The organism is Streptomyces sp. NPDC001902, assembly GCF_042891295.1.
Taxonomy (GTDB): Bacteria; Actinomycetota; Actinomycetes; order Streptomycetales; family Streptomycetaceae; genus Actinacidiphila.
Map to the genome: position 1 here is coordinate 134,547 of NZ_JBIATA010000008.1, position 24,342 is coordinate 158,888.

Annotated in this window: 24 protein-coding genes; 13 read left to right on the forward strand and 11 right to left on the reverse strand. The window is 71.7% G+C overall.

Translation table 11 applies throughout. The annotated features are described in order from the left end of the window. Nucleotides 1-58: 58 nt before the first annotated feature. The 3 genes from ACFYYN_RS15915 to ACFYYN_RS15925 all read left to right on the forward strand — a co-directional run bounded on the left by ACFYYN_RS15915 (nucleotide 59) and on the right by ACFYYN_RS15925 (nucleotide 2,373). Nucleotides 59-802, forward strand: a complete 744-nt coding sequence (locus ACFYYN_RS15915) for an SDR family oxidoreductase (RefSeq protein WP_500546269.1) — start codon at nucleotides 59-61, stop codon at nucleotides 800-802. Between the two features lie 209 nt (nucleotides 803-1,011). Next, on the forward strand, nucleotides 1,012-1,917 hold the full coding sequence (locus tag ACFYYN_RS15920; protein ID WP_500436799.1) for an SDR family NAD(P)-dependent oxidoreductase: 906 nt from the start codon (nucleotides 1,012-1,014) through the stop codon (nucleotides 1,915-1,917). Nucleotides 1,918-2,037: 120 nt separating this feature from the next. Further along, complete coding sequence (locus tag ACFYYN_RS15925) at nucleotides 2,038-2,373, forward strand: nuclear transport factor 2 family protein (RefSeq protein WP_500546271.1); 336 nt, start codon at nucleotides 2,038-2,040, stop codon at nucleotides 2,371-2,373. Nucleotides 2,374-2,490: 117 nt separating this feature from the next. On the opposite strand, the gene ACFYYN_RS15930 is transcribed toward ACFYYN_RS15925, so the two are convergent. From ACFYYN_RS15930 to ACFYYN_RS15940, 3 genes are all read right to left on the reverse strand, one after another. Further along, complete coding sequence (locus ACFYYN_RS15930; RefSeq protein WP_500546272.1) at nucleotides 2,491-3,195, reverse strand: TetR/AcrR family transcriptional regulator; 705 nt, start codon at nucleotides 3,193-3,195, stop codon at nucleotides 2,491-2,493. 110 nt (nucleotides 3,196-3,305) lie between these two features. Beyond that, nucleotides 3,306-4,451 carry an alpha/beta hydrolase gene (locus ACFYYN_RS15935; protein WP_500546273.1) on the reverse strand — a complete coding sequence of 382 codons (1,146 nt, stop codon included), beginning with the start codon at nucleotides 4,449-4,451 and terminating at the stop codon, nucleotides 3,306-3,308. A 138-nt stretch (nucleotides 4,452-4,589) separates the two neighbouring features. Further along, entirely contained in the window at nucleotides 4,590-4,922 is a 333-nt protein-coding gene (locus ACFYYN_RS15940) for a tetratricopeptide repeat protein (RefSeq protein ID WP_179279764.1), read from the reverse strand. A gap of 403 nt (nucleotides 4,923-5,325) precedes the next feature. On the opposite strand from ACFYYN_RS15940, the gene ACFYYN_RS15945 reads away from it, so the two are divergent. Then, complete coding sequence (locus tag ACFYYN_RS15945) at nucleotides 5,326-5,787, forward strand: hypothetical protein (protein ID WP_500546274.1); 462 nt, start codon at nucleotides 5,326-5,328, stop codon at nucleotides 5,785-5,787. A gap of 90 nt (nucleotides 5,788-5,877) precedes the next feature. Here the strand turns inward: ACFYYN_RS15945 and ACFYYN_RS15950 are convergent, their stop codons facing one another. Further along, nucleotides 5,878-6,195, reverse strand: a complete 318-nt coding sequence (locus tag ACFYYN_RS15950; RefSeq protein WP_500436797.1) for a hypothetical protein — start codon at nucleotides 6,193-6,195, stop codon at nucleotides 5,878-5,880. Between the two features lie 774 nt (nucleotides 6,196-6,969). Between ACFYYN_RS15950 and ACFYYN_RS15955 the strand changes: the two genes are divergently transcribed. The 5 genes from ACFYYN_RS15955 (at nucleotide 6,970) to ACFYYN_RS15975 (ending at nucleotide 13,445) form a co-directional block, all read left to right on the forward strand. Further along, a complete protein-coding gene (locus ACFYYN_RS15955) occupies nucleotides 6,970-8,211 on the forward strand; it encodes an ABC transporter substrate-binding protein (protein WP_500546275.1) in 1,242 nt (413 codons plus the stop codon). Beyond that, nucleotides 8,208-9,110 (forward strand): carbohydrate ABC transporter permease, encoded by a 903-nt coding sequence (locus tag ACFYYN_RS15960; RefSeq protein ID WP_500546276.1) that lies wholly within the window; start codon nucleotides 8,208-8,210, stop codon nucleotides 9,108-9,110. Before ACFYYN_RS15955 ends, ACFYYN_RS15960 begins: the two co-directional genes overlap by 4 nt. Nucleotides 9,111-9,142: 32 nt before the next feature. Then, nucleotides 9,143-9,928, forward strand: coding sequence for a carbohydrate ABC transporter permease (locus tag ACFYYN_RS15965; protein ID WP_499517024.1), 786 nt, complete (start codon nucleotides 9,143-9,145; stop codon nucleotides 9,926-9,928). Between the two features lie 179 nt (nucleotides 9,929-10,107). Beyond that, nucleotides 10,108-12,384 (forward strand): alpha-xylosidase, encoded by a 2,277-nt coding sequence (gene yicI, locus ACFYYN_RS15970; protein ID WP_500546277.1) that lies wholly within the window; start codon nucleotides 10,108-10,110, stop codon nucleotides 12,382-12,384. A 41-nt stretch (nucleotides 12,385-12,425) separates the two neighbouring features. Then, nucleotides 12,426-13,445, forward strand: a complete 1,020-nt coding sequence (locus ACFYYN_RS15975) for a LacI family DNA-binding transcriptional regulator (protein WP_500324674.1) — start codon at nucleotides 12,426-12,428, stop codon at nucleotides 13,443-13,445. A 15-nt stretch (nucleotides 13,446-13,460) separates the two neighbouring features. Here the strand turns inward: ACFYYN_RS15975 and ACFYYN_RS15980 are convergent, their stop codons facing one another. Genes ACFYYN_RS15980 through ACFYYN_RS15990 form a run of 3 tightly spaced genes read right to left on the reverse strand, consistent with a single transcriptional unit; the run spans nucleotide 13,461 to nucleotide 17,025 of the window. Further along, a complete protein-coding gene (locus tag ACFYYN_RS15980; RefSeq protein WP_500546278.1) occupies nucleotides 13,461-15,821 on the reverse strand; it encodes an ABC transporter permease in 2,361 nt (786 codons plus the stop codon). Next, entirely contained in the window at nucleotides 15,818-16,504 is a 687-nt protein-coding gene (locus tag ACFYYN_RS15985) for an ABC transporter ATP-binding protein (protein ID WP_500546279.1), read from the reverse strand. The genes ACFYYN_RS15980 and ACFYYN_RS15985 overlap by 4 nt, the downstream gene beginning before the upstream one ends. Next, nucleotides 16,501-17,025 carry a PadR family transcriptional regulator gene (locus tag ACFYYN_RS15990; protein WP_500324680.1) on the reverse strand — a complete coding sequence of 175 codons (525 nt, stop codon included), beginning with the start codon at nucleotides 17,023-17,025 and terminating at the stop codon, nucleotides 16,501-16,503. The genes ACFYYN_RS15985 and ACFYYN_RS15990 overlap by 4 nt, the downstream gene beginning before the upstream one ends. Before the next feature lie 116 nt (nucleotides 17,026-17,141). On the opposite strand from ACFYYN_RS15990, the gene ACFYYN_RS15995 reads away from it, so the two are divergent. Together ACFYYN_RS15995 and ACFYYN_RS16000 are read left to right on the forward strand one after the other, a co-directional pair. Next, nucleotides 17,142-17,978, forward strand: coding sequence for a polysaccharide deacetylase family protein (locus ACFYYN_RS15995; protein ID WP_500436793.1), 837 nt, complete (start codon nucleotides 17,142-17,144; stop codon nucleotides 17,976-17,978). Nucleotides 17,979-18,078: 100 nt separating this feature from the next. Then, entirely contained in the window at nucleotides 18,079-18,357 is a 279-nt protein-coding gene (locus ACFYYN_RS16000) for a hypothetical protein (RefSeq protein ID WP_500546280.1), read from the forward strand. 23 nt (nucleotides 18,358-18,380) lie between these two features. On the opposite strand, the gene ACFYYN_RS16005 is transcribed toward ACFYYN_RS16000, so the two are convergent. Next, a complete protein-coding gene (locus tag ACFYYN_RS16005; RefSeq protein ID WP_500546282.1) occupies nucleotides 18,381-20,513 on the reverse strand; it encodes a SpoIIE family protein phosphatase in 2,133 nt (710 codons plus the stop codon). 276 nt (nucleotides 20,514-20,789) lie between these two features. Between ACFYYN_RS16005 and ACFYYN_RS16010 the strand changes: the two genes are divergently transcribed. Continuing rightward, nucleotides 20,790-21,836 (forward strand): TDT family transporter, encoded by a 1,047-nt coding sequence (locus ACFYYN_RS16010; RefSeq protein ID WP_500546283.1) that lies wholly within the window; start codon nucleotides 20,790-20,792, stop codon nucleotides 21,834-21,836. Nucleotides 21,837-21,858: 22 nt separating this feature from the next. On the opposite strand, the gene ACFYYN_RS16015 is transcribed toward ACFYYN_RS16010, so the two are convergent. Together ACFYYN_RS16015 and ACFYYN_RS16020 are read right to left on the reverse strand one after the other, a co-directional pair. Beyond that, nucleotides 21,859-22,716 carry an alpha/beta fold hydrolase gene (locus ACFYYN_RS16015; protein WP_500546284.1) on the reverse strand — a complete coding sequence of 286 codons (858 nt, stop codon included), beginning with the start codon at nucleotides 22,714-22,716 and terminating at the stop codon, nucleotides 21,859-21,861. 122 nt (nucleotides 22,717-22,838) lie between these two features. Next, a complete protein-coding gene (locus ACFYYN_RS16020) occupies nucleotides 22,839-23,633 on the reverse strand; it encodes an FAD-dependent oxidoreductase (RefSeq protein WP_500546285.1) in 795 nt (264 codons plus the stop codon). On the opposite strand from ACFYYN_RS16020, the gene ACFYYN_RS16025 reads away from it, so the two are divergent. Beyond that, nucleotides 23,542-23,946, forward strand: a complete 405-nt coding sequence (locus tag ACFYYN_RS16025) for a helix-turn-helix domain-containing protein (RefSeq protein WP_500546286.1) — start codon at nucleotides 23,542-23,544, stop codon at nucleotides 23,944-23,946. The genes ACFYYN_RS16020 and ACFYYN_RS16025 overlap by 92 nt on opposite strands. A gap of 45 nt (nucleotides 23,947-23,991) precedes the next feature. On the opposite strand, the gene ACFYYN_RS16030 is transcribed toward ACFYYN_RS16025, so the two are convergent. Continuing rightward, complete coding sequence (locus ACFYYN_RS16030) at nucleotides 23,992-24,315, reverse strand: hypothetical protein (protein WP_500546287.1); 324 nt, start codon at nucleotides 24,313-24,315, stop codon at nucleotides 23,992-23,994. Nucleotides 24,316-24,342 lie beyond the last annotated feature (27 nt).

Genomic DNA, 24,342 nt, shown 5'->3' on the forward strand with positions numbered 1-24,342 from the left:
ATCAACGGAAGCGGGGCGACGGAAGGAGTCGCCCCCCTCGCGCCATCAGGAGACCGCCATGACCGAGACCACCACCACTCGCCGCGTCGCGATCGTCACGGGCGGCTCCCGCGGCATCGGCCGCGAAGTCGCGCTGCGCCTGGCCGCCGACGGCCAGGCGGTCGTCGTCGCCTACGCCGGCAACCAGGCCGACGCCGACGCGACTGTCGCCCAGATCGCCGCCATCGGCGGTTCCGGCCTCGCGGTTCAGGCCGACGTCGCCGACGAGAAGGCGGTCCAAGAGCTCTTCGACGCCGCGGAGCGGGAGTTCGGCGGTGTGGACGTCGTGGTCAACTCGGCCGGCCTCATGATCCTGAACACCGTGGCGGACTTCGACCTCGACGCCCTTGACCGCATGCACCGCACCAACATCCGCGGCACCTTCGTGGTCAACCAGCAGGCCGCCCGCAGGCTCCGCGAGGGCGGTGCCGTGATCAACGTGTCCTCGTCCCAGACCCGGATCGCCACGCCGACCTACGCGGCGTACGCCGCGTCGAAGGGTGCGGTCGAGGCCATCAGCCTGATCCTGGCCCGGGAGCTGCGCGGCCGCGACATCACCGTGAACGCCGTCGCGCCCGGCCCGGTCGCCACCGACCTGTTCCTCAACGGCAAGGACGAGGCGACCATAGACCGGTTCGCGAAGCTGAACCCCCTCGAGCGCCTCGGCTCCCCTCAGGACGTCGCCGAGATCGTCTCCTTCCTGGCCGGCCCCGGTCGCTGGATCAACGGTCAGACGATCTTCGCCAACGGCGGAGCGGCCTGACCCGCCGGCCGGACACCTCCGCGCGACCCCTCCGGGCACCGCACCGCCGGTCCGTCCGCCGGACGCCGGGTCGTCGACCCGCCCGGCACCCCGCACCTCGACCGCATCCTGCCCCGGCAGATCCGCCACCTCGTGCCACCCCACCCCGACCCGGGACCCGGACGCCACAGCCGCCGGGACCGGTCCCCATCAGCCCAAGGAGATCCGTCATGTCCCCCGTGTCCTCCGTCGTCCTGGTCACCGGTGCGAGCTCCGGATTCGGCGCGCTGGCCGCCCACGCCCTGGCCTCCGCGGGCCACACGGTCTACGCGAGCATGCGCGACATATCCGGCCGCAACGCCGAGCGTGCGGCGCAGGTACGTGAACGGGCCGCCCGCGAGGGCATCGACCTGCGGGTCGTCGAACTCGACGTGCTGTCCCAGGACAGCGCGGACCGCGCCGTCGCCACCGTCCTGAGCGAGGCCGGCCGGCTGGACGTCCTGGTCCACAACGCGGGCCACATGGTGCTCGGCCCCACCGAGGCCTTCACCCCGGAGGAGATGGCCGCGGTCTACGACACCAATGTGCTGGGCACCCAGCGGGTGAACCGCGCCGCACTGCCCCACCTGCGGGCGCAAGGACACGGTCTGCTGCTCTGGGTCGGGTCCAGCAGCACCCGCGGGGGCACCCCGCCCTACCTGGCGCCGTACTTCGCCGCGAAGGCCGCCATGGACGCCGTCGCCGTCAGCTACGCAGCCGAGCTCGCCCGCTTCGGTATCGACACCTCCATCGTCGTCCCCGGCGCCTTCACCTCCGGCACGAACCACTTCGCGAACGCGGGCCACCCCGCCGACACCGGCACCGTCGCGGCCTACGAGACCCGGTACGAGGGCCTGACCGAGCAGGTCGGCCGCGCCCTGGCGGCCATCACCCCGGCCGACGCCGACGTGGCGGAGGTGGCGCGCGAGATCGTCCGCGTCGTCGGGCTCCCCGCCGGCAAGCGGCCGTTCCGCACCCACATCGACCCCGCCGACGACGGCTCGGAGGCCGTCTCCGTGGTCGCCGACCGCATCCGCCAGGACTTCTACCACCGGATCGGCCTGGACGACCTGCTCAGCCCCCGCGCCGAAGCCTGACGGCCCCACAGCCGACCGTCCCCACAGCTGACCGGCTCGGCAGCCACCCGCCGCGGCCTCCCGGCGCACCGGACCCTTAGGGGGCCGGTGCGCCGGGAGGCACCGAGAAGGAGAACCGTCATGACCACCTCCGAGTTTCCCGAGCTTCCCGAGCCCGTACGGCGCGCCGTCGCCGCGGCGAACGCCCATGACACCGAGGCCTTCCTCGACCAGTTCACCGAGCACGGCGCGGTGGACGACTGGGGCCGCCGCTTCGAGGGCCGTGAAGCGGTCGAGGGATGGAGCGACCGCGAGTTCATCGGCGTCAAGGTCTCCCTGAAGCTCACCGCGGTGACCCGGCGGGGGGACCAGGTGATCGTCTCCGCCCAGGTCGGCGGCGACGGATTCAACGGCCCGTCGGACTTCGCCTTCACCGTCGAGGGCGACAGGGTCGCCCTGATGAGGATCACCGGCTGACCGGCAGGTGCCGGGAGACGCGAACGCCCGGTGGGGAACCGTCACATGACGGTTCCCCACCGGGCGTTCCCCTGCAGCGGTCCGGCCGCGGCGGCCTGAGCCGCCGCGCGTGGCGGCTCAGGCGGAGTGCGTGATGCGGTCCAGCAGCTCGTTCAGCAGGATGCGTTCACCGGGCGTGAGGATCTCCCCGATCTCGGGGAGCACGGCCTTGAATGCGACGGTGCGGGCGATCGACCGGCGCTCCTCCTCGGCGGCCTCCTCGGGCTCCGCGGTGGTGATGGCGGCGAGTATGGCCTCCCGCGTCCGGGGCGACAGCTCCGGGTCGCGAGCCTCGGGCACCGTGGCGATCAGCGTCAGGACGACCCCGCAGCCGGCCGAGTGGATCATCAACATGGCGCGTTCCACGTCGACGCTCAGCCGGCCCGCCTCGGCGACCCGGGTCACCAGGCCGCGGAGGACGTTGAAGGACTCCGTCACGGCCGCCGGCTCGGCCCCGGGCCTGGGCTGACCGAACATCAGCTGGTATATCTCCGGGTTGGCCACACCGAACTCGATGTGCAGGTCCCAGCCCCAGCGCAGGTCCTCGACCGGGTCGGTGGCCCGCACCCGGTCGGTCTTGCGGTGCAGGTAGTCGGCGAAGCCCTCCGCCGCGACGGCGTCGAGCAGGCCCTGCATGTCGCCGAACTGCCGGTAGATGGTCGGCGGCTGAACGGCCGCCGCCTTGCTGACCGACCGGGTCGAGACCGCGTCGCGGCCGCCCTCGGCGAGCAGGGCAGCGGCGGCGGACATGATCCGCTCTCGGGTGGTCGCCCTTTCATCCATGAATCGACGATAACAGAAATTTGTTACCAAGGGAAACTTTTCGGTCGTCAGACCGTGGAGGGGTGGCCGGGTGTGCCGGCCGCCCCTCCACGTCCCGCATGCCGGGAGGGTCACTTGGCGGGGCCGGAGCCCTCCCCGTGCAGCGCCTCGCGCAGCGCCGTGGTGGCCTCGGCCACCGCCTTCTTGTTGGACTCGGTGCCGCGGAGGGCGTTGAGCATCATGAAGTCGTGCGTGATCTCGGGGTAGTGCGTGAGCTGGACGGGCACACCGGCCTTCCGCAGCATCTCCGCGTACGCGGTGCCCTCGTCGTGGAGGACGTCGGAGTCCGTGATCATCAGCGCCGGAGGCAGGCCGCGCAGCTCGTCGACCGTGGCGCGCAGCGGGGCGGCCAGCGGGTTCTGCCGGTCCTTGAGGCGGGGGGCGTACGCGTCCCAGAACCACTTCATCGCGGGCTTGGTGAGCCAGCAGTTCTCCGCGAAGCGGTTGTACGAGGCGGTGTCGAAGTTCGCGTCCGTGACCGGGTACAGCATCACCTGGCGGCGGAAGTCGGGTCCGCCGCGCTGCTTGGCCATCATCGCCACGGCGGCGGTCATGTCACCGCCCACGGAGTCTCCGGCGACGGCCAGCCGCGAGGGGTCCACGCCGATCTGGCCGCCGTGGTCGGCGACCCACTTGGCCACGGTGTACGCCTGCTCGATCGGCACGGGGAACTGGGCCTCGGGCGAGGGGGTGTAGTCGACGAAGACCACCGCCGCCTGCGCGCCGTTGGCGAGCTCGCGCACCAGGCGTTCGTGGGTCTTGAAGTTGCCCAGCACCCACCCGCCGCCGTGGATGTAGACGATCCCGGGCAGGTTCCCCTTGGCGCCCTCGGGCCGTACGACGTGCACGGACACCGGGCCGGTCGGTCCGCCGGGCACGGTCCGCTCGCTGATCTGCGCCGGGAGCATGTCCACCGGGCCCGCCTGCAGCTTGTTCAGCACCTCCCGGGCGGCCGTGTAGGAGAGCGTGTACAGCGGCGGGCCGTCCGCCGCCGCCAGCTGGTCGAGGAAGTCCTGGTCCTGCGGGTCCAGCCGCACCGGCGGGTTGCCGCACGGCACCTTCGGCGCGGGCGTGTCGGCGGGCACCGCGTGGTCGACGCGCAGGACGTTCGTCGCCCTCTCGCCGCAGGCCGTGAGGCCCGCGGCCGCCGCGAGGAGGACTGCGAAGGCGTAGCGTGCCTTGCGTCGCGTTATGGACCGGACGTGCGGACAGGTCATTGCGGTCTCCGAACCGTGGTCGGTCGATGGCCCCCACGTGAGCAGCCTGCGGAGGCGGTACGGTCCGGACAACCGGGGATGGGCCGGGGGAGTGGCCCGCGGGCGTCGGCGCCACGCGGCCTCACCGGGCCCGGAGGGTCAGACCACGACGAGGTCCCAGGCGGTCATCGCGTCGGCGAGCCGCAGGTGGGGGGCCGCTTCGGCGAGCCGGCCCTGACGCTCCAGCGTGCGCCCGAGGAGGAGGTGCGCGTGCGCGTCCTGCGGCTCGGCACGCAGGAGGTCACGCAGCTCCGCCTCGGCCCGCGACAGCTGCGCGGAGAAGTAGTACGACCGGGCCAGCAGCATGCGCACCGCCATGTTGCGGGGTGCCACGTCCACGATGGACGCGAGCGTCCGGGCCGCGGCGGCGTAGCGCTGCCGGTTGAAGAAGAGCACGGCGCGCTTGAACGTCTCCGTGGTCGGGCTGCTCATGTCGGTGCCCACTACTGCATCACCTCGGTCGAAGGACGATCTCCTTGGTATGGCTTCCAACCGGGGCAAGTGTCTGATTTGTTCCACTCCGCCCCCTTGATCTGCCGAAATCTTTGTGCGCCCGCCCGATCACCGTGCGTGTCGTCCGGAGTCGGAGGGGGCCGGGCCGGGTTGCGCACCTCACCCTCCTGGGGGAACGTGACTTCGAGGCCGCATGGCCGCACGTCCGAGGATCTCCCGCCGTCCTCCGCTCTCCTCCGCTCCCGTTCTCCGCCGCTCAGCGGCCCCCTCGGGACGCCGGCAACCGCGCCCCCGCATCCCGCGACCCCGCAGCGGCACTCCGGACCGCATCCTCGCCCACGACCGCCACCACCCCCGGCAGCGGCCAGGAAGGCAGAACGACATGCCACTCCTCCGCACCCTCGCCCTGACCACCGCGTCCGCCGCCCTTGCGACCGTGGTCGCGGCCGCCCCGGCCACGGCCGCCGCCGCGACGGCCCAGGCCGCCCCTGGCGGCGCCGCCCCGACCTACGCCACGGTGCTCGTCACGTGCTTCGGCCGGGGACTGGTGATGCCCCCGGACTTCCTCCTGGCCTGCGGGGACGGGAACGACCGGCTGGGCGGTCTGTACTGGTCGCACTGGGGCAGCGACTCGGCCGTGGGTACCGGTTACGAGGAGGCCAACGACTGCGATCCGTACTGCGCGGCAGGCCACTTCCACACCTTCCCGGTCAAGATCAGGCTCTCCGAGAGCAAGCCCTGGCCCGAGGACCCGCACCTGCGGCACTTCACCAAGCTCACGATCACCTACCCCGACACCGAACCCTCCTGGCCGCACGATCCGGTCCGCGAGCTGTGGGACTGAGCGGGCGCGCGACGGAGCAGGACACGCCGACGGCCCCCGCGTCGCGGGGGCCGTCGGTCGTTCCTCGATGATCTTCAGTGGATGTGACTCTCAGCGGTAGAAGCCTCCGTAGAAGCCGGTCCCGTAGAAGCCGGGGTAGAAGCCGTAGTAGCCGCCATAGCCGCCGTAACCCCCGTAGCCGCCGTAGCCGCCCCAGCCGTAGCCGTTCCCCCAGCCCCAGCCGCCGTGGCCGCCACCGTGGCCGCCACCGTGTCCGCCGCCCCAGCCGCCGCCGTGGTCGACGACGGACTGCGCGGTGGTGGGTGCTGTCTGTGGCGTCGCCGCGCTGGCCGCGGTGGCTCCGGCGAAGGCGAGCAGGGGCGCCACCACGGCGGCGGCGGCGATCCTGCGGATGGTAAGCGTGCGCATGACTCCCCCTTCGGGGATCTGGACTTCGGGTCGCGGTCCGCACGGAGCGGGCCGCCGTCGCGCCGGATCGTGCGCGTGATCCCGGCGCAGATGGGGGTGCGGGCGTCTGGTGCGGACGCACCTCACGGACGTGGAACGCCGGAACAGATATCTGTAGTTGAAGACGTCCCTATATGAACGGTAGGCACGTTTTATGCCGCCCGTCAAAGGGATCCGACAAAAAGTGCATATTGGTATCTTTTGCTCTACTGTGACGCCCTTTCAACCGTGCGTACCGCACAGGTTCCGTTGCGTCAGCGGCTGCCCAACGGGCCCTCGAACCAGGCTGGTTGAGGCCGCGGTGCGACCCCTTTCGCCGTGAGTCCCCCGTGACCACAGGGGCTGATATGGCAAATGCGACAGAAGGGGCAGGTGGTGCCAGTGGGGTGTAGGGGAATTTCCCTCCGGAATCCGGAAGAGATGAATCCGCTTCGCTGTCAAGCGCTTCCGCCCCTCCGGCGGCACCGCTGCGTCCCCATGTGGTCACTCCGGGCATCCGTCGCATGTCGCGCAGCTGTTGCGCGTCGGTAACGCTTCAAAAATCGCTGGTCGGCGATTTGTTAACACCATTGACATATCCGCGATCGCTGCATACGGTCCTGCGTCGAAGCGCTTCGACGCGTCGCATCGAAACCATTCGATGGACGCCTCACTCGTTCGGCCCAGGTGGAGGTCACTTCAATGTTGAAGGTGCGCAGACCGCTGGCTCTCGCAGCAGCTGCCCTTGCGGGCGCCATGCTCATCACTTCGTGCGGAAGCTCGGACGGGGGTGCGGAGGGCGACGGCAAGACGCTGAAGCTCTGGCACTACGAAGCCCCGAACAGTGCCATGGGCATCGCCTGGAACCAGGCGATAGAGGAGTTCAAGAAGAGCCACCCGGGCGTCAAGGTCGAGTTCGAGGCCAAGGGCTTCGAGCAGATCCAGAAGACCGCCTCGATGGTGCTCAACTCCAGCAACGCCCCTGACCTCATGGAGTACAACAAGGGCAACGCCACGGCCGGCCTGCTGGCCAAGCAGGGCCTGCTGACCGACCTCACCCCGCAGGTCACCAAGTACGGCTGGGACAAGCTGCTCAGCCCCAGCGTCACCACCACCAGCCGCTACGACGCCAAGGGCGTCATGGGTTCCGGCAACTGGTACGGCATCCCGAACTTCGGTGAGTACACGATGGTGTACTACAACAAGGACCTCTTCGCGAAGAACAACGTGAAGGTCCCGGCCACGTTCAACGAGTTCGAGCAGGCGCTCGCCGCCTTCAAGGCCAAGGGCATCACCCCGCTCGCCAACGGCGGCGCCGAGTACCCGGCCCACCAGTACCTGTACCAGCTGGCCCTGACCAAGGCCGACCGCAGCTGGGTCGACTCCTTCGAGCTCTACAAGGGCAAGGCGGACTTCCACGACGCCGCCTGGACGTACGCCGCCAACACCCTGTCGGACTGGGTGAAGAAGGGCTACATCGCCAAGACGAGCAGTGGCGCCAAGGCCGAGGACGCCGGCGTCTCCTTCATCGGCGGCAAGTCCCCGATCTTCTTCTCGGGCAGCTGGTGGTACGGCCGCTTCCGTGACGAGAACAAGTTCCAGTGGGGCTCGTTCCTCTTCCCGGAGTCCAAGATGACCCTCGGCTCGGGCGGCAACCTCTGGGTCGTCCCGAAGAACGCCAAGAACAAGCAGCTGGCCTACGACTTCATCGACATCACGATGAAGAAGGGGATCCAGAACACCCTCGGCAACAACGGCGGCGTGCCCGTCGCGGCCGAGCCCTCGGCGATCACCGACCCCAGCTCCAAGGAGCTGATCGAGAACTTCAACAAGGTCTCGGACCAGGACGGTCTCGCCTTCTACCCCGACTGGCCGGTCCCCGGCTTCTACGACGTGCTGGTCTCGGCCACCCAGAAGCTGATCACCGGCAGCGGCACCCCGGACCAGGTCCTGGACGAGCTGCAGAAGGCCTATGACGCGGGTGCGCCCACGTCATGAGTGCCCGACCCCTCCGGCTGCGCAATCCCTACGCGCTGTACTTGATCCCGGGTGTCATCGCCTTCCTGGCCGTCGTGATCGTGCCGTTCGTGATGAACATCTACTTCAGCTTCACGCACTGGCAGGGCGTCGGCTCGCCCAGCTGGGCGGGGCTGGAGAACTACCGGGAGCTGATGAAGGACTCGCGGTTCTGGGAGTCCTTCCGGCACAGCGTCGCCATGGTCCTGGCGATGGCGGTCATCCCCACCGCCGTCGGCCTGGTGGTGGCCGCCGCGCTGTTCGACTTCATCGGCAAGCACTTCGGTTCGAAGCTGGCCAGCGTGCTGCGTGCCTGCTTCTACCTCCCGCAGGTCCTGCCCATCACCGTGGCGGGCATCGTCTGGAGCTGGATCCTGGCCCCCGAGAACGGCTCGCTCAACGAGCTGCTGAAGGCGGTCGGCCTGGGCTCGCTCCAGCAGGACTGGCTGGGTGACCCGAAGTTCGCGCTCTACAGCGTGATGGCCGTCATGGTCTGGGTGCAGCTGGGGTTCCCCGTCGTGATCTTCATGGCGGGACTCCAGCGGGTCGATCCCTCGCTCTACGAGGCGGCCGAGCTGGACGGGACGAACTGGTGGCAGCGTTTCTGGCACGTGACGCTGCCCCAGATCCGCCCCGAGATCTACGTGGTGATGCTGTGGTGCACCATCGCGGCCCTCAAGGTCTTCGGCGCGGTCTACGTCCTCACCAAGGGCGGACCCGCCGACTCGACCATCGTCCCGTCCTACTTCTCCTTCTCGACCTTCTTCGAGAAGACCGACGTGGGCTACGGCTCGGCGATCGCGACGGTCCTCACCCTGATCATCCTGGCGCTGACCACGGTCGGCCTGCGCTTCCAGACCCGATCGGAGGACGCACAGTGAAGGCGCTCAAGCGCTACCCCGTGCTGGTGGCCATGATCCTCGGCGCGATCTTCATGGTGCTGCCGCTCCTGATCGTGCTCATCAACGCGCTGAAGTCGCCCGCCGACTACTCCGCGCACGGCCCGCTCTCGCTGCCCCACGGCCTCCACCTGGACGGCCTGACGGACTTCTGGACCCGGGTCAACTTCGGGCACACGCTGATCAACTCGATCGTGATCTCGGGTTCGGTGGCCGTGTTCGGCGTCATCCTCTCGGTGCTGAACGCGTACGCGATCGGCATCGGGAGGATCAAGGGCAAGGCGTACTTCCTCGCCTTCTTCGTGCTGGCGAACGTGCTGCCGCAGGAAGCGCTGGTCTACCCGCTGTACTACCTGTCCAAGCAGGTGGGCCTGTACGACACCAGGCTGAGCCTGATCATCGTCTTCAGCGTCGTGCAGGCGGCGTTCGGCACCTACCTCCTCTCCTCCGTGCTCGGAGCCTTCCCGAAGGAGATCATCGAGGCGGCCAGGATCGACGGCGCCAACAGCTGGCAGATCCTGTGGCGGATGGTGGTCCCGGTCAGCCGGCCCACCCTGGGCGTCCTGCTGGTGTTCTTCTTCATCTGGACCTGGAACGAGTTCCTGCTGCCCCTGGTCATGCTGCCGTCGAACGACAACCAGACCGTCTCGGTCGCGCTCGGCGTGCTCCAGGGCCAGCGTCTGATGGACGCGACGATGACCAACGCGGCCGGCCTGCTCGGCGCGCTGCCCGCGATCGTCTTCTTCCTGCTCTTCCAGCGGACCCTCACTCGCGGCATCGCCGTCGGCGCCGTGAAGTGATCCGCGCCCGGACCACCGTGTCCGCGGCCCTCCACCTGGGCGGATGACCTCCCCGCGTCCCGCCCACGGCTCTGCCTCCCCGCTGCCTCCCCGCTCCGCGGCAGGAGGCAGAGCCGGCCCCACCTGCTCCCACACGTACCGAGAACGCCGGTGGCCGCCCACCGGGAAAGGCATCGACCATGAAGTTCACCAACGGGTACTGGCTGCTGCGCGAAGGCGTCACGGCGGCGTATCCGGCCGAGGTCCTCGATGCCGTCCCGGGCCCCGGAACGCTGCGGGTCCACGCGCCCACCCAGCACATCCGGCACCGCGGCGACCTGCTCAAGGGCCCGCTCGTCACGGTCGACTGCACCGCGCCCATGCCCGGTGTCATCGGTGTGCGCATCACCCACTTCGAGGGCGACGTCGAGACCGGGCCCCACTTCGAGCTGCACCACGAGCCGCACGAGCCCCTCGTGACGGTCGACGAGGAGCAGGCCGTCCTGACCTCCGGCGACCTGAGCGTCCGCTTCCGCCTCGACGGCGAGTGGCGGATGGAGTTCCAGGCCGACGGACGCACCCTCACCAGCAGCGACGTCAAGGCCATGGCGCTGATGGAGACCGCCGAGGGCGAGCACCACGTCCGCGAGCAGCTCCGGCTGGCCGTCGGCACCTCCGTCTACGGGCTCGGCGAGCGCTTCGGCCCGCTGGTCAAGAACGGCCAGACCGTCGACATCTGGAACGCCGACGGCGGCACCAGCAGCGAGCAGTCCTACAAGAACATCCCGTTCTACCTGACCGACGCCGGCTACGGCGTCTTCGTCGACGACCCCGGCAAGGTCTCCTTCGAGGTCGCCTCCGAGCAGGTCTCGCGCGTCCAGTTCAGCGCCGAGCGGCAGCAGCTGCAGTACTACGTCATCCACGGCCCCACGCCGAAGGAGATCCTGCGCAAGTACACCGCGCTCACCGGCCGTCCGGCCCTGCCGCCCGCCTGGTCCTTCGGGCTGTGGCTGACCACGTCGTTCACCACCTCCTACGACGAGCAGACCGTCACCGGATTCGTCGAGGGCATGGCCGAGCGCGACCTGCCGCTGTCGGCCTTCCACTTCGACTGCTTCTGGATGCGCGAGTTCAACTGGTGCGACTTCGAATGGGACCCGCGCGTCTTCCCCGACCCCGAGGGGATGCTGCGCCGGCTGAAGGAGCGCGACCTCCACATCTGCGTGTGGATCAACCCCTACATAGCCCAGCGCTCACCGCTGTTCGCCGAGGGCAAGGCGGCCGGCTACCTCCTCAAGCGCCCTGACGGCGGCGTGTGGCAGTGGGACCTGTGGCAGCCCGGCATGGCCCTGGTCGACTTCACCAACCCCGACGCCTGCGCCTGGTACGCGTCCAAGCTCGAGGCCCTCCTCGACATGGGCGTCGACTGCTTCAAGACCGACTTCGGCGAGCGCGTGCCCACCGACGTCGCCTGGTTCGACGGCTCCGACCCGGAGCGCATGCACAACTACTACACGCAGCTGTACAACAAGACCGTCTTCGACGTGCTGCGCAAGCACCGCGGCGAGGGCGAGGCCGTGCTCTTCGCGCGCTCGGCCACGGCCGGCGGCCAGCAGTTCCCCGTGCACTGGGGCGGCGACTGCGAGTCCACGTACGAGTCGATGGCCGAGTCGCTGCGCGGCGGCCTGTCGCTCGGCCTGTCCGGCTTCGGCTACTGGAGCCACGACATCGGCGGCTTCGAGGGGCTGCCCGACGCGGGTCTGTTCAAGCGCTGGACCGCCTTCGGCATGCTCTCCTCGCACAGCCGGCTGCACGGTTCCTCGTCCTACCGCGTGCCGTGGCTGTTCGACGAGGAGGCGGTGGACGTCCTCCGCCACTTCACCAAGCTCAAGCTGAGCCTCATGCCCTACCTCTACGGTGCCGCGCACCAGGCGCACACCGAGGGCGTCCCGATGATGCGGGCCATGGTGCTGGAGTTCCCGGACGACCCGGGCTGCGCCTCGCTGGAGCGCCAGTACATGCTCGGCGGGGACCTGCTCGTCGCGCCGGTGTTCTCCGAGGACGGCGAGGTGTCGTACTACGTGCCCGAGGGCACCTGGACCCACTTCACGACCGGCGAGAAGGTCACCGGTCCGCGCTGGGTGCGCGAGACCCACGACTACCTGAGCGTCCCGCTGCTGGCCCGGCCCGGTTCCGCGATCCCGGTCGGCGCGGTCACCGACCGCCCCGACTACGCGTGGGCGGACGACGTCACCGTCCGGGTCTTCGAGCCCGCCGACGGCTCCCGCACCACCGTGCGGATCCCCCGCGAGGACGGCACGGCCGCGGCCGAGATCACCGTCGTGCGCGAGGGCTCCACGCTGCGGGCCGAGACCTCCGACGCGTCGCTCCCGTGGGGCGTCGAGGTGGCCGGCGGAGCCTCCGCGCGTGCGGCGGCCGGTACCGCCGTCCTCACCCTGGAGCTCGCCGGCTCCTGAGGGCGGTCTGCTGCAGCACGCACGTACGGGAAGGGAGTTGCATGGTCAAGATCACTGACGTCGCGCGGCACGCCAACGTGTCGCCGAGCACCGTCAGCTACGCCCTCAGCGGCAAGCGGCCGATCTCCCCGGAGACCCGGCGGCGCATCGAGGACAGCATCCGTGAACTGGGCTACCGGCCGCACGCCGGAGCCCGGTCCCTGGCCAGCAGCAGGTCACGGGTGCTCGGTCTCGTGCTGCCCCTCCGGAAGGGCATCCACGTGCCCGTGGTCATGCAATTCGCCACGTCCGTGCTGACCGCCGCCCGGGAGCACGACCACGATGTCCTCCTCCTCACGCAGAGCGAGGGGGAGGAGGGCATCATCCGGGTCGCCCAGAGCGCCATGGCGGACGCCTTCATCATCATGGACGTCGAGATGGACGACCGCAGGCTGCCGTTGCTGCGCACCATGGACCGGCCGTCCGTGCTGATCGGTTTCCCCTCCGACCCGGCCGGGCTGACCTGCGTCGACCTGGACTTCGCGGGTGCCGGCGAGGCGTGCGTGGAGCACCTCGCCTCGCTCGGCCACCGGACCGTGGCCCTGGTCGGCTCACCCCCCGAGGTCTACGTCCGCGGCACCGGGTTCGCCCGCCGGGTCGCCGCGGGGTTCACGGCCGCCGCCGACCGGCTCGGCCTGCGCTCGTCCGTCCACCCCTGCCCGGAGACCCCGGCCGCCGCGCGAGCCATGGCCGAGCAACTGCTGCGCGAACAGCCGGGGCTGTCCGGGATCGTCGTCCACAACGAGCCGATCACCCAGCCCCTGATCGCCGCCTTCCAGGCCATGGGCCTGCGGGTACCGGAGGACCTGTCGGTCGCCGCGATCTGCCCCGACGAGACCGCCGAGCAGGCATCGGTTCCCATCACCTCCGTGTCGATCCCCTCAGCCGAGATCGGCACCCGCGCGGTGGACCTCCTGCTGGCCAAGCTCGCCGGCCGTGACGACGTGCCGGAGACCACCGTGCTCTCCGCGGTCCTGACCCCCCGGGCCACGACCGCCCCGCCGGCGGCCGTGGCCCCGTGACCGGCCCCGTCGCCGTCACTCCGTGCGCAGGCCGTCCGGTCGCATCATGCGGACCAGGGCAGGGAGGCTGAGCGCGGTCACCAGCAGGACGACCGCCGCGCTGACGCCGGTCATGGCGCCCACGTCGGGCCAGCCGACGGTGACGGGCGCACCGACCATGCGGAGCAGCACCGCGCCGAGGGTCAGGCCCACCGCGCACGCGAGGGCGAGGCCGAGGCCGACGGGGAGGGCGGTCTGCCACAGCACCGACAGGCTGAGGGTGCTGCGGCGGGTGCCGAAGGCGACCAGGGTGGACAGCAGCTTCTTCCGCTCGCGCAACTGCTCCAGCTGAGAGACGAGCAGGCTCGCGCCGATCAGCAGCAGGACGCAGCAGGCGCCGACGAACAACCAGGTGCGGATCGAGGCGAAGCGCGCGGACTCGGTCCGGGTGACGTATTCGTGCGCCTCGGCGAGCGGGTCGATCGCGGCCACCGTGTTGCGGACGACCTCGGGCGCGTCCGGGACGGAGCGGTCGATCGAGACGTAGACCCTGCCCGTGACCGTCCCGGCGGCGGACGGGGGGAGCGCCCCGGGGGTGACGAGGACGCCGCCGCGCTTGTAGCCGCTCGGGTCGGCGCGGGTGTGGGCGTCCTTCAGGCCGGACGGCAGGTGCCAGGCGAGTCCGCGTCCCGGCGCGCCGGCGTAGCCCGGGTCCAGGTAGACGACGTGTCCTGGCCTGGCCGTGCGGACGGTGTCGTCGTCGTACTCCCGGTCCCGGACGACGAAGACGTCGCCGTCGCGGCACGCGGAGACCCTCGCCACCACGCGCAGCGCGTCGCAGGTGCCCACGGTCAGTTCGACGTACCGCTGCGGGTCCTGGGCACGTTCGCCGAGCATCCCCACCGACAGCGGGGTCGCTTCGCGCACGGCGTCGGCCGCGGTGAGCCGCCGGGCGGCGTCCGCGGGGGAGTCGGCGGCCGGGAGGAAGACCTCCATCTGGGCCCGGGAGAGGTCGTTCCCGGTACTGCGGGTGTACGAGCCGTCGACGCCCGCGAAGAGCATCTGGAGCGCGATCGCCCCGGCGACGGCGACGGCGATGCCGTTGACCGTGCGGGCCGCGGTGCCGCTGTTCAGCTGGAGCCTGCGGACCGCGAGCTGCCAGGAGGGAGCGCCGGTGCCGAGCCGGTCGACGGCGGCCTCGACGATCCACGGCAGCAGTGCCGTGACGCCCATCAGCAGCAGGACCGTGCCGCCGACGACCAGCGCCTCGTTGAAGTTCCCTCGGTCGCGGCCCTGTCCGACCATCGGGTACAGGAGGGCGAGCCCGCCGAGCGGCAGCAGCAGGCGCCACCACAGCCGGCGGCGAGGCGGCTTGCTCGCGCGGACGACACCGAGCGGCTCGATGACCACGCCGCGCAGCGCGAGCAGCGTCACGGCCACCGAGGCGGCCGGGACGGCGACGGCGACCAGGGCGGTGAGCGCGGGCGCCGGCGTGAGGTCGCCGGGGAAGACGCTGACGCGGTAGAAGCCGACCTGGCCCGCCAGGGCGCGACCGGCCGCGAACAGCACGGCGCCGACGGCGAGTCCGCACACGGCGCCGGCGAGGGCCTCGCCCGCGGCGACGCGTCGCGTGGTCCCGGCGTCCGCACCGAGCAGGCGCAACGCGGCGAGCCGGCGGTCGCGGCGGTCCCCGCCGAAGCGGACGGCGGCCGCGATGAACACGCCGACCGGCATCAGCAGCGCCACGAAGACGATGAGGACGAGCAGCACGAGGACCGGGTCCGTCGTGCTGCCCTGGTCCACCGAGCCGAAGGCGTGGATGCGCTCGACGCGGACGGTCTGCCCGGCCCCGGCGCCGGCGGCGAGCCCGGAGGTCCCCGCGTAGTAGGCGAGGTCGTCCGGTCCCACCAGCCCGTCCTGCCCGATGGTGCCCGCGATGCGGTACGGCAGGCGCTCGCTCAGCAGCCGGCCCTCCGCAGAGGCGAGCAGCCGCCGCAGGGCGGGGGAGACCACCATCGTCCCGCGCCCGGGCAGCCGGGCGACGCCGGGCGGCAGCGGTGGACGCCGGCCCTCGGGCTGCAGCAGGCGGCCCCGTACCTCCTGGTCGCGGTAGGTGGTGTCGACCGTCGCGATCAGCATGGTGTCGTCGGCCCGGTGCTTGACGACCGAGGTGTACGTCATGTCGTTGCGGGCGCGTTCGCGGTCGTGACGCTGCGTCAGGGCGTTCGGCAGCGCGGCGGTGAGCAGCAGCAAGGCCACTCCCAGGCCGACCCCGACAGCGGTCAGGAGCGTACGCACCCAGCCCTCGCGGCCACCGGTGACGGCGAACCGGACACCCATCGCCAGGTCCTGGATGCGGCTTCGGCGGCTGGTGCCGGGGGTGTCGCCCGAGCTCATGCCACGCGCGCCGTGTCGCGGACCTTCCCGTCACGCACGACGACCTCGCGGTCGGAGTACGCGGCGACCCTCGCCTCGTGGGTGACCAGGACGACCGCCGCGTCGGTCTCGCGGGCGGCGGCGCTGAGCAGCTGCATGACGCGTTCGCCGTTGAGGGAGTCCAGCGCTCCGGTGGGTTCGTCGGCGAACAGCACGCGGGGGCCGGTGACCAGGGCACGGGCGACGGCCACCCGCTGTCCCTGCCCGCCGGAGATGGCCCCGGGCCGCTGGCCCGCGACGTCCTCGACCTCCAGCCTGCGCAGCCACTCCAGGGCGGTGCGCTTCGCGTCCTTGCGGGAGGTGCCGCCCAGCCGGAGCGGCAGCGCCACGTTCTCCGCGCAGGTGAGCTCGGGGACGAGCTGCCCGAACTGGAAGACGAAGCCGAACTCGCTGCGCCGCAGGGCGCTGCGCCGGGCGTTGTTCATCGCGGACAGCTCACGACCGCGGTAGGTGATGGTGCCGGCGTCCGGGACGATGATCCCCGCGAGGCAGTGCAGCAGGGTGGACTTGCCGGAGCCGGAGGGGCCCATCACGGCGACGACCTCGCCGGGGCGTATGGAGAAGTCCGCCCCGTCGAGGGCCGGCGTCCGGCCGTAGCTCTTGTGCAGGCCGTCGGCGGTGAGCAGGGGCTCTGCGGGCGTCACGCGCTCACCTCCCGGGCGAGCCCGTCGAGCCGCGCCGCGGTCAGCTCCAGCCAGCGCAGGTCGGCTTCGAGGTGGAACAGGGCGTGGTCGCAGATCAACTGGTCGGCCAGGTCCCCGGTGCGCTTGCGTTCGGTCAGGTCGCGCATCAGCCGCAGGTGCTCGGCACGCTGCACGTCCAGGATGTCGGCCGCGTCGCGCTGGGTGAGCAGCGCGAGGACGACCTTGGTGTAGAGGGTCGACTGCAGGTATGGCTCGGGCTTCTCCGGGGTCGCCAGCCACCGTGCGACGTCGGTGACGCCCGCCTCCGTGATGGCGTACCGCTTCCGCTCGGGGCCCTCGCCGGGCTCTATGGCCTCGACCTCGACCAGGCCGTGCTTCAGCAGCCTCGACATCGTGGAGTAGACCTGCCCGTAGTGCAGCGGCCGGTCGTGGCCGAATCGCTCGTCGAAGGCGCGCTTGAGGTCGTAGCCGTGGCGCGGCCCGGATTCGAGGAGGCCCAGGAGGGTGTGACCGATGGACATGCGCGTCAATATACACATGAGGTATACACGTCATGTAGACGCGATGTCGCGATGTGTGCAGTTGGGGGCACCCCCGCTATGAATTGCGTGTATACCCCCTGTGTAGAGTCGCGGTCATGCGAACTACCCGGCTCCGAAGCCTCCTGCCCGCCCGACGCGACGCCGCCTCCGCCCGGACCGCCCGCAGATGGGCGGTGCTTCCCGCGGCCGCCCTGGCATTCGCGCTCGCGCTCACCGGTTGCACCCGCGTGGAGACCACCTCCCCGGGCACCGTGCGGCAGGAGGCCGGCAAGACCGGCACCGGCACCTTCGGCAGCGTCGACTGCCGCAAGGCCAAGTGCATCGCGCTCACCTTCGACGCGGGACCGAGCAAGCACACGGCGCAGCTGCTGGACGTCCTCAAGGAGAAGCAGGTGCCCGCCACCTTCTTCCTCCTCGGAAGGAAGCACATCGACCGCTACCCGGACATGGTCAAGCGCATGGCCGCCGAGGGGCACGAGGTCGCCAGCCACACCTGGACGCACAAGATCCTCACGCAGATCGAGCCCGAGGAGATACGCGAGGAGCTGAGCCGTCCCAACGACGCGATAGAGCGGATCACGGGCCGGCGGCCCACCCTCATGCGCCCGCCGCAGGGACGCACCAACGACACCGTCCAGGGCATCGCCCGTGAGATGGGCCTCTCCGAGGTGCTGTGGAGCGTCACCGCCAAGGACTACGAGACCAACGACCCCGACCTGATCACCAAGCGCGTCCTGGACCAGGCCGACCGCGACGGCATCATCCTGCTCCACGACCTCGTCCCCGGCCCGGCGGCCAAGGGCTACCGGGGCACCCTGCCGGCCGTGCCCGGCATCATCGACGCGCTCAAGAAGCGGGGCTTCACCTTCGTGACCGTTCCGCAGCTGCTCGCCCCCGGCACCCCGCAGCCCGGGGCGGTCTACCGCCCCTGACCGGATCCGAGGAGGACGCGGCCGGATGGAGGTGGCCCCGCCGGCGGCTTCGGCGGCACCGTGGATGACCGGTGCAGGGAGCGTGTGGCGGGAGCGAGACATGACGGACACCCACCCTCACAACGGTGACGAGGACGGTGTGGTCTGGCTGGTCGGGCTGCGACACCGCGGCGGCTCGGGGGCGCTGGTCCGCCACTACTACATGGTGGCCGGGACGATCGCCGGGGTCGACGCGCTGCGCCGCGCCCGCTGGTTCGCGGCCCAGCCCACGGAGCGCGTGCTGCGCGGCGACGCGGCGGTCGACGGCACATGGGCCGAGGTGCGCCGGCTGATGCAGGACACCCTCGGCCGCTTCCGTCTCGCGGGCCGGGCGGCCTGAGCGCGCGCGGAACTCCCGCTCCGTCACTCCGCGGGCACCGGGCCCACCAGCAGCAGGGCGATGTCGTCGCGGCCCCCGGAGGTCCGCCGGGCCTCCCGCAGGAGCTCGTCGGCCAGGTCGTCCAGCGAACGGACGGGCGCCGCGGCGAGCCGGCCGGCGAGTTCCCCGAGCGCCGTCCCCAGATCGGCGCCGGGACGTTCGATCAGGCCGTCGGTGAACAGGGTGAGCACGCTCCCCGGTGGCATGGACACCTCCGCGGCCCGGTAGTCCGCGGTCACGTCGACCCCGAGCAGGAGCCCGGGCGGTACGTCGAGGATCTCCGTGCGACCCGACCGGTGGCGCAGCAGCGCCGGCAGATGGCCGGCGCTCGCCAGCAGCGCGCGGTGCCCGGGCACGTCCAGCTGTGCGTACAGGCAACTGGTGAACAGGTCGGTGTCGAGGTCGTTGAACAGGCGGTTGATCCGGGTCAGCACCTCGTCCGGGGCCGCGCCCGTGCTCGCGTGGGTGTGCACCGCCGTGCGGATCTGGCCCATCAGCGCCGCCGCGTTGACGCTGTGCCCCTGGACGTCGCCGATGACCGCGGCCGCCGCCCCGGCGCCGTCCAGGCGGATCAGGTCGTAGAAGTCGCCGCCGATGTCCATGCCGCTGGTCGCCGGGAGGTAGCGGGCGGCGACGCGCAGGCCGGGCACGTGCGGCAGGGAGTGCGGCAGCAGCGCGGTCTGGAGGGTGCGCGCGACCTGGCTCTTGGTGTCGAACAGCCGGGCACGTTCCAGCGCCTGGGCGATCATGCCGGCCAGCGAGGTCAGGGCGGCGCGCTCGTCGGGCGGGAAGGCGCGGGGGAGGGCGAAGGCCAGGACGCAGCAGCCGATCGTGCGGCCCGAGGCGTTCAGCGGGAGGAACGCCCAGGCGCCCATCCGCGTGTAGGGGGCGACGAGGGGGAAGGCCTGCCGTATCGCGTCGACGTCGCTGAAGAAGAGCGGCGCACCCGTGGCGACGGCGCGGGAGCCCGCGGTGTCGACCGTCAGCGACAGACCGCGGAAGAAGTCCTTGTGGGTCCGGGGGAAACCGTGGGAGGCGACGTCCTGGAACCGCCCCTCGTCCGCGATCAGCAACGACAGGCCGTCGGCCCCGAGGACGGGCATGATCTGCTCGGTGACGGCGGTCGCCACGTCCTGGACGCCGACCGCCTCGGTGAGGGACGAGGCGATGTACAGCAGGTGGTACAGCGCGCCGGCGCGGGTCGGCGCGGTCCCGGAGGGTGTGGCGGGCGGGAGCCGGTCGCCCGCCGGGGACGGGGCGGTCCGCAGCCGGATGCTGATCCCGGTGGTGTCGGGGTAGAGCCGGAAGGACAGCCAGTCGTCCGGGGGGCGCAGCGCGGTGAAGTCCGTGGGGAGCCGGCTGAACAGCGCGGCCAGGTACGGGTCTTCGTAGGCCGGGTCGATCAGCCAGGGCAGGGACTCCCAGAGGCGGGTGTGCATCAGCTCGGCCTTGCCGCGGCCGAGCAGCTCGGCGGCCGTGGCGTTGAGGAAGGTCACCCGCCCCTCCAGGTCCAGCGCGAGCACCCCGTCGTCCAGGCGCTCCGTCAGTTCCGCCGCGGCCTGGGCCTCGGCGGGCGGCAGGGGCGGCGGAGGGTCCGGCGCGAGCACCCGGGGCATGGTGCCCGGCCGCAGCGGCCGCCCCCGGGCGGCGGCCCGCGTCAGCAGCGCGCTCATCCGGTCGGCGGCGTGGGTCACGGCGGCCCGCTCCTCCTGGGCGAGCCGGTCGGGACGGGTGTCGGGCCACAGCAGTTGCAGCACGCCCGACACCGTGGTGCCCGTGTGCAACGGCACGACGTACATCGCCAGCCGGTAGGGCAGTGCGAAGGCCGTGCGCGGGAACCGGCGGGCGAGCTCGTCGTGGCCGTGCACCCAGACCGGACGCCCGTCGCGCGCGACCGTGGAGACGGGCGCGGGTGTCGCGAGCGCCAGCCGCGACCACGGCCGCACCACTCCGGCCGACAGGCCCGTCACCACCGCCAGGCGCAGCGCCTGGGCGTGCGGCACCAGCAGGAAGACTCCGGCAGCGTGGGACCCGGTGATTCTCGCCACCTCGGCCAGAGCCTGGTCGAGTGCGGCCTCTTCCTCCGGCGCGGTGCCGGGCGCTGCGCTCCCGCTCATCACCCACCGGCCCCGCGCGGTGACCAACGGGCCGTTCGCCGCCGGGGAACGCCGTTTCGGCGTGGCCGGGGCGCTCCCATATGTGGACGATAGTCCCCGCCGACAGGTGGGGGCATCTCGGCCCGGCCCGGCCCCGGGGCCGGGCCGGGGATTCCGGGACACGATCCCGGATTCCCCGCGGGAGCGGGAAGGGCTCGCCGTCGCGTCTGGTTTAAAGTTGCAACCACGCTCCGCCGCGCCTCTCAGCGGCGCCGGACCCCCAAGGAGAAGCACCGCATGCAGCCGGCCGTACTCGACGCACCCGTGACCGTCACGCCCCCGGACGACTCGTCGGGGCCCGCGCACGCCGCAGCCGGGGACGGTGGAGGCGCCCGGCGCGCCACCCACATCGCCATGATGTCGGTCTCCCTCGGCACGGCGGGCCTGGGCGGGCTCTGGCAGTCGGCCGCGGCCACGGTGGCCGCGCCCATCGGGGTCAGCGACGCCCTGTTCGTGGTCAGCGGACTGCTGTGGGTGGTGCTGCTGGCGCAGTACGTGCGGCACGGCGGAGCACGCAGGCGCAACATCCTGGAGGACCTGCGCCACCCCGGTCAGGGCTTCGCGCTCGCGTACGTCCCGATCATCGGCATGCTGGCCACCGGCCACTTCGCCCGCTTCGGGGTCGACGGCGCCCGCTGGTTCTACGCGCTGTTCGCCCTCGCCTCCGCCGCCCTCGCCGCCCGGCTGCTCGCGCACTGGGTGACCGGCGGCCTCGGCTCCGCCCCGCTGCACCCCGGCTACCTGCTGCCGGTGGTCTCCGGACCCTTCATCGCCAGCACCACCGGCACCGCGGTCGCGCTTCCCGACGCGGCCTCGGCCGCCTTCGCGGTGGGCGTCCTGTACTGGCTCGCCTTCGGCACCGTGGTCCTCGGCCGCCTCGTGACGGACGGCCTGCCCGGACCCGCGCGCCCCACGCTGACCGTCCTCACGATCCCGCCGGCCGTCGGCGGCCTCGCCTGGACCGCCGCGCACGGCGGACGGGTCGACGCCGTGGGGTACGGCTTCGCCGGGCTGGTGCTCTTCACCGTCCTGATCGTCCTGTTCCTGGTGCCGCACGTCCGCCAGGAGGGTTTCCACACCGGCTACTGGGTCTTCTCCTTCCCCGCGGCGGCCACCGGCAACTTCCTCGTCCGCTGGCTCCACGGCGCCGCCGTCCCCGGTTGGCAGGGCCTGACCTGGCTGGTGATCGTCCTGGTCGGCGGGGCGTTCCTCGTCCTGTACGCGGCGACCGTCCGGTACGCCGTCCGCGCCGTGGGACGGCATCGGGCGGTCGCGGGGGCGTAGTGACGGCGGGCCCGCCACGAGGTCAGGTGAAGGGGACCTCGCTGTCGAGGAAGCGGGCGACGTGGGCGCAGAACAGCCGGGGGTACTGGAAGAGCGCCCCGTGGCCCGCGTCCGGGTAGACGACGAGCTGCGCGTGGGGGATGTGCTGCGCGAGGATCCACGAATTGACGGTCGGGACCATGATGTCGTCGCTGCCGTTGACGACGAGCGTCGGCTGGGTGATGCGCCGCAGCTCCGTGAACCGCTCGCCCCGTCCGGTGTTCCAGTCGGCACGCAGCGCCTGCTGTGCGCGGACGCTGTCCGGGCCGGATTCGGCGTCGGCGTCCACCGTCCGCTCGTGGCGGCGCAGCCAGAACTCCCGGCAGGCCCGGCGTCCGCCGGGGGAGTCGTCGAAGAAGAGGTACAGGTAGTCCTCCTCGGTCAGGACCTCGTGGGCGGCCACCTCCGCGACCCGTTCGCCGACGCCCGCCATCTCGCCCGCGCGCGGCTTCGTCCCGACCAGGACCAGGCGGCGCACCGGTTCGGGATGGGCCACGACGAGGGCCTGGCTGACGTACCCGCCCACCGAGAAGCCCAGCAGGTCGACCTCGGGAAGGCCGAGCGCCCGCAGGAACGCGACGGCGTTCCCGGCGAAACCCTCCGCCGATTCCGGCGTCCGGCCGCCCGAGTTCCCCACCCCGGCGTTGTCGAAGCGGATCACCGGCCGGTTCTCGGCGAGGCCGTCCGTGACGAGCGGATCCCAGTGGTCCATGCCCGCGCGGAAGTGCGGGAGCATCAGGAGCGGCGTCCCGGAATCCGCCCCGAAACGGCGATGGGCGTAACGGTCGCCGTCCACCTCGATGTACCGGGTCGGTGCCGTGGTGTGCACGTACGAAGGCACGATGCCGTCCTGCGCTGGGTGAGCCCCCGCCGTCGACGGTGTGCGTGCCGCCGTCGCCAACATTGTCCGGCGAGGTTCGGTTCGGCTCAAAAGGCGCAGGCGACGGCAGGGCCTCACCGTGCTCACCGGACGGTGGCCAGCACTTCGTTGAAGGCCTCGGTCGAGCTCGGGTGCGTGTAGATCGTGTCGCGCAGCTCGGTCGCCGTGACCCCGTGCCGCATCGCCAGCGCGACCGTGTTGACGAGCTCCTGGGAGTCGACGCTGAGCAGGGCGGCATCGAGCACCCGGTCCGTCGCCGTGTCGAGGACGAACTTCATCAGCCCACGCGTTTCCCCGACGATCTTCGCCCGGGGCATCGCGGCGATCTCGCCGACGGCCTTCTCGGCGACGCCGACCGCGTACCCCTGCTCGCGTGCCTGCTTCTCGGTGAGCCCGACGCGGGACAGCGGGGGCGTCGTGAAGAGGGTGTACGGCACGGCCTCGCGGTCGCGTGTCGTCCGCGTGCCGGCACCGGTCAGCTGGTCGGCGACGATCCGGCTGTCGTCGAGCGAGATGTACGTGAACTGGGGCCCGCCGTTGACGTCACCGACGGCGAAGACGTGCGGCCGGCTGGTGCGCAGGTGCTCGTCCACGGCGACGGCACCCGACTCGGTGGTCCGGATCCCGGCGGCCTCAAGGGCGAGCCCCGCGGTGGCGGGTCTGCGCCCGGTCGCGACCAGGACGGCGTCGGCGTCGGCCGTCCGCTCCTGCCCGTTGACGCGGTAGGGCACGGTGGCGTGGTCCGCGGCGTCCGTGACACCCGTGACGGTCGCTCCCGTCACGACGGTGACGCCATCGCCCGCCAGCACGCCCGCCACCGCGTCGGCGACGTCCTCGTCCTCACGCGGCAGCACCCGCGCACCCGTACGGACCGTCACCGACGCCGTCCTGCGGGACCCCGCCCACGACTGGGGCATCGAGAAGTTCGCCGCGCTCACCTCCATGTCCAGGGCGACCTTCATCCGGCACTTCGGCCGGGAGGCCGGGATGAACGCCGGCGAGTTCCTGATGCGGCTGCGCATGCTCCTCGCTGCGGAACTGCTCACGGAGTCCGAGCAGCCGGTCGCCGCCGTCGCCGCCGCCGTGGGGTACGCCTTCGGCCGCGCCTTCCGCCTCGCGGCGGGCGACACCCCGCCCGGCTCCGTCGCGCGGCCCGTCATGGCCTGCCCGGCGAGGGTGCCTCCGTCCTGAGCCTGCGCGCCGCGACCGGCGGGGGAGCGTCCCGGCCGTGACCGGTCAGTGGCGACGTCGCAGGCGGCGGACCCATGTGCGCGGCCCCCGCGCGGAGCGTACGGCCGGGCGGGCCGGGACGGTCGCGCGGGCCGGGCGCCAGGGCTCGTCCGGCGAGTCGAAGGGCAGCCTGCGCTCGGCGTGGGTGTGGATCTCCTGGTGGGCCTCGTAGGACGTGACGCGGAACGCCTCCTCATAGGAGGCCAGCGCGGCGGCGACCGCATGGCCGGCGAGACCGCGGCGCCGGATCACCCGCGCCAGCCAGGCGAACACGCCCATGACCCCGGCCAGTACGGCCGTGAGGATCAGGCAGCCCATGAGGTCGGTCACGGACCACACCCTACGACGGACGCCCCG

Coding starts and splice junctions, on each gene's coding strand:
- ACFYYN_RS15915 (WP_500546269.1), top strand. CDS start 59: ATGACCGAGACCACCACCACTCGCCGCGTCGCGATCGTCACGGGCGGC.
- ACFYYN_RS15920 (WP_500436799.1), top strand. CDS start 1,012: ATGTCCCCCGTGTCCTCCGTCGTCCTGGTCACCGGTGCGAGCTCCGGA.
- ACFYYN_RS15925 (WP_500546271.1), top strand. CDS start 2,038: ATGACCACCTCCGAGTTTCCCGAGCTTCCCGAGCCCGTACGGCGCGCC.
- ACFYYN_RS15930 (WP_500546272.1), bottom strand. CDS start 3,195: ATGGATGAAAGGGCGACCACCCGAGAGCGGATCATGTCCGCCGCCGCT.
- ACFYYN_RS15935 (WP_500546273.1), bottom strand. CDS start 4,451: ATGACCTGTCCGCACGTCCGGTCCATAACGCGACGCAAGGCACGCTAC.
- ACFYYN_RS15940 (WP_179279764.1), bottom strand. CDS start 4,922: ATGAGCAGCCCGACCACGGAGACGTTCAAGCGCGCCGTGCTCTTCTTC.
- ACFYYN_RS15945 (WP_500546274.1), top strand. CDS start 5,326: ATGCCACTCCTCCGCACCCTCGCCCTGACCACCGCGTCCGCCGCCCTT.
- ACFYYN_RS15950 (WP_500436797.1), bottom strand. CDS start 6,195: ATGCGCACGCTTACCATCCGCAGGATCGCCGCCGCCGCCGTGGTGGCG.
- ACFYYN_RS15955 (WP_500546275.1), top strand. CDS start 6,970: ATGCTCATCACTTCGTGCGGAAGCTCGGACGGGGGTGCGGAGGGCGAC.
- ACFYYN_RS15960 (WP_500546276.1), top strand. CDS start 8,208: ATGAGTGCCCGACCCCTCCGGCTGCGCAATCCCTACGCGCTGTACTTG.
- ACFYYN_RS15965 (WP_499517024.1), top strand. CDS start 9,143: ATGATCCTCGGCGCGATCTTCATGGTGCTGCCGCTCCTGATCGTGCTC.
- yicI (WP_500546277.1), top strand. CDS start 10,108: ATGAAGTTCACCAACGGGTACTGGCTGCTGCGCGAAGGCGTCACGGCG.
- ACFYYN_RS15975 (WP_500324674.1), top strand. CDS start 12,426: ATGGTCAAGATCACTGACGTCGCGCGGCACGCCAACGTGTCGCCGAGC.
- ACFYYN_RS15980 (WP_500546278.1), bottom strand. CDS start 15,821: ATGAGCTCGGGCGACACCCCCGGCACCAGCCGCCGAAGCCGCATCCAG.
- ACFYYN_RS15990 (WP_500324680.1), bottom strand. CDS start 17,025: ATGTCCATCGGTCACACCCTCCTGGGCCTCCTCGAATCCGGGCCGCGC.
- ACFYYN_RS15995 (WP_500436793.1), top strand. CDS start 17,142: ATGCGAACTACCCGGCTCCGAAGCCTCCTGCCCGCCCGACGCGACGCC.
- ACFYYN_RS16000 (WP_500546280.1), top strand. CDS start 18,079: ATGACGGACACCCACCCTCACAACGGTGACGAGGACGGTGTGGTCTGG.
- ACFYYN_RS16005 (WP_500546282.1), bottom strand. CDS start 20,513: ATGAGCGGGAGCGCAGCGCCCGGCACCGCGCCGGAGGAAGAGGCCGCA.
- ACFYYN_RS16010 (WP_500546283.1), top strand. CDS start 20,790: ATGCAGCCGGCCGTACTCGACGCACCCGTGACCGTCACGCCCCCGGAC.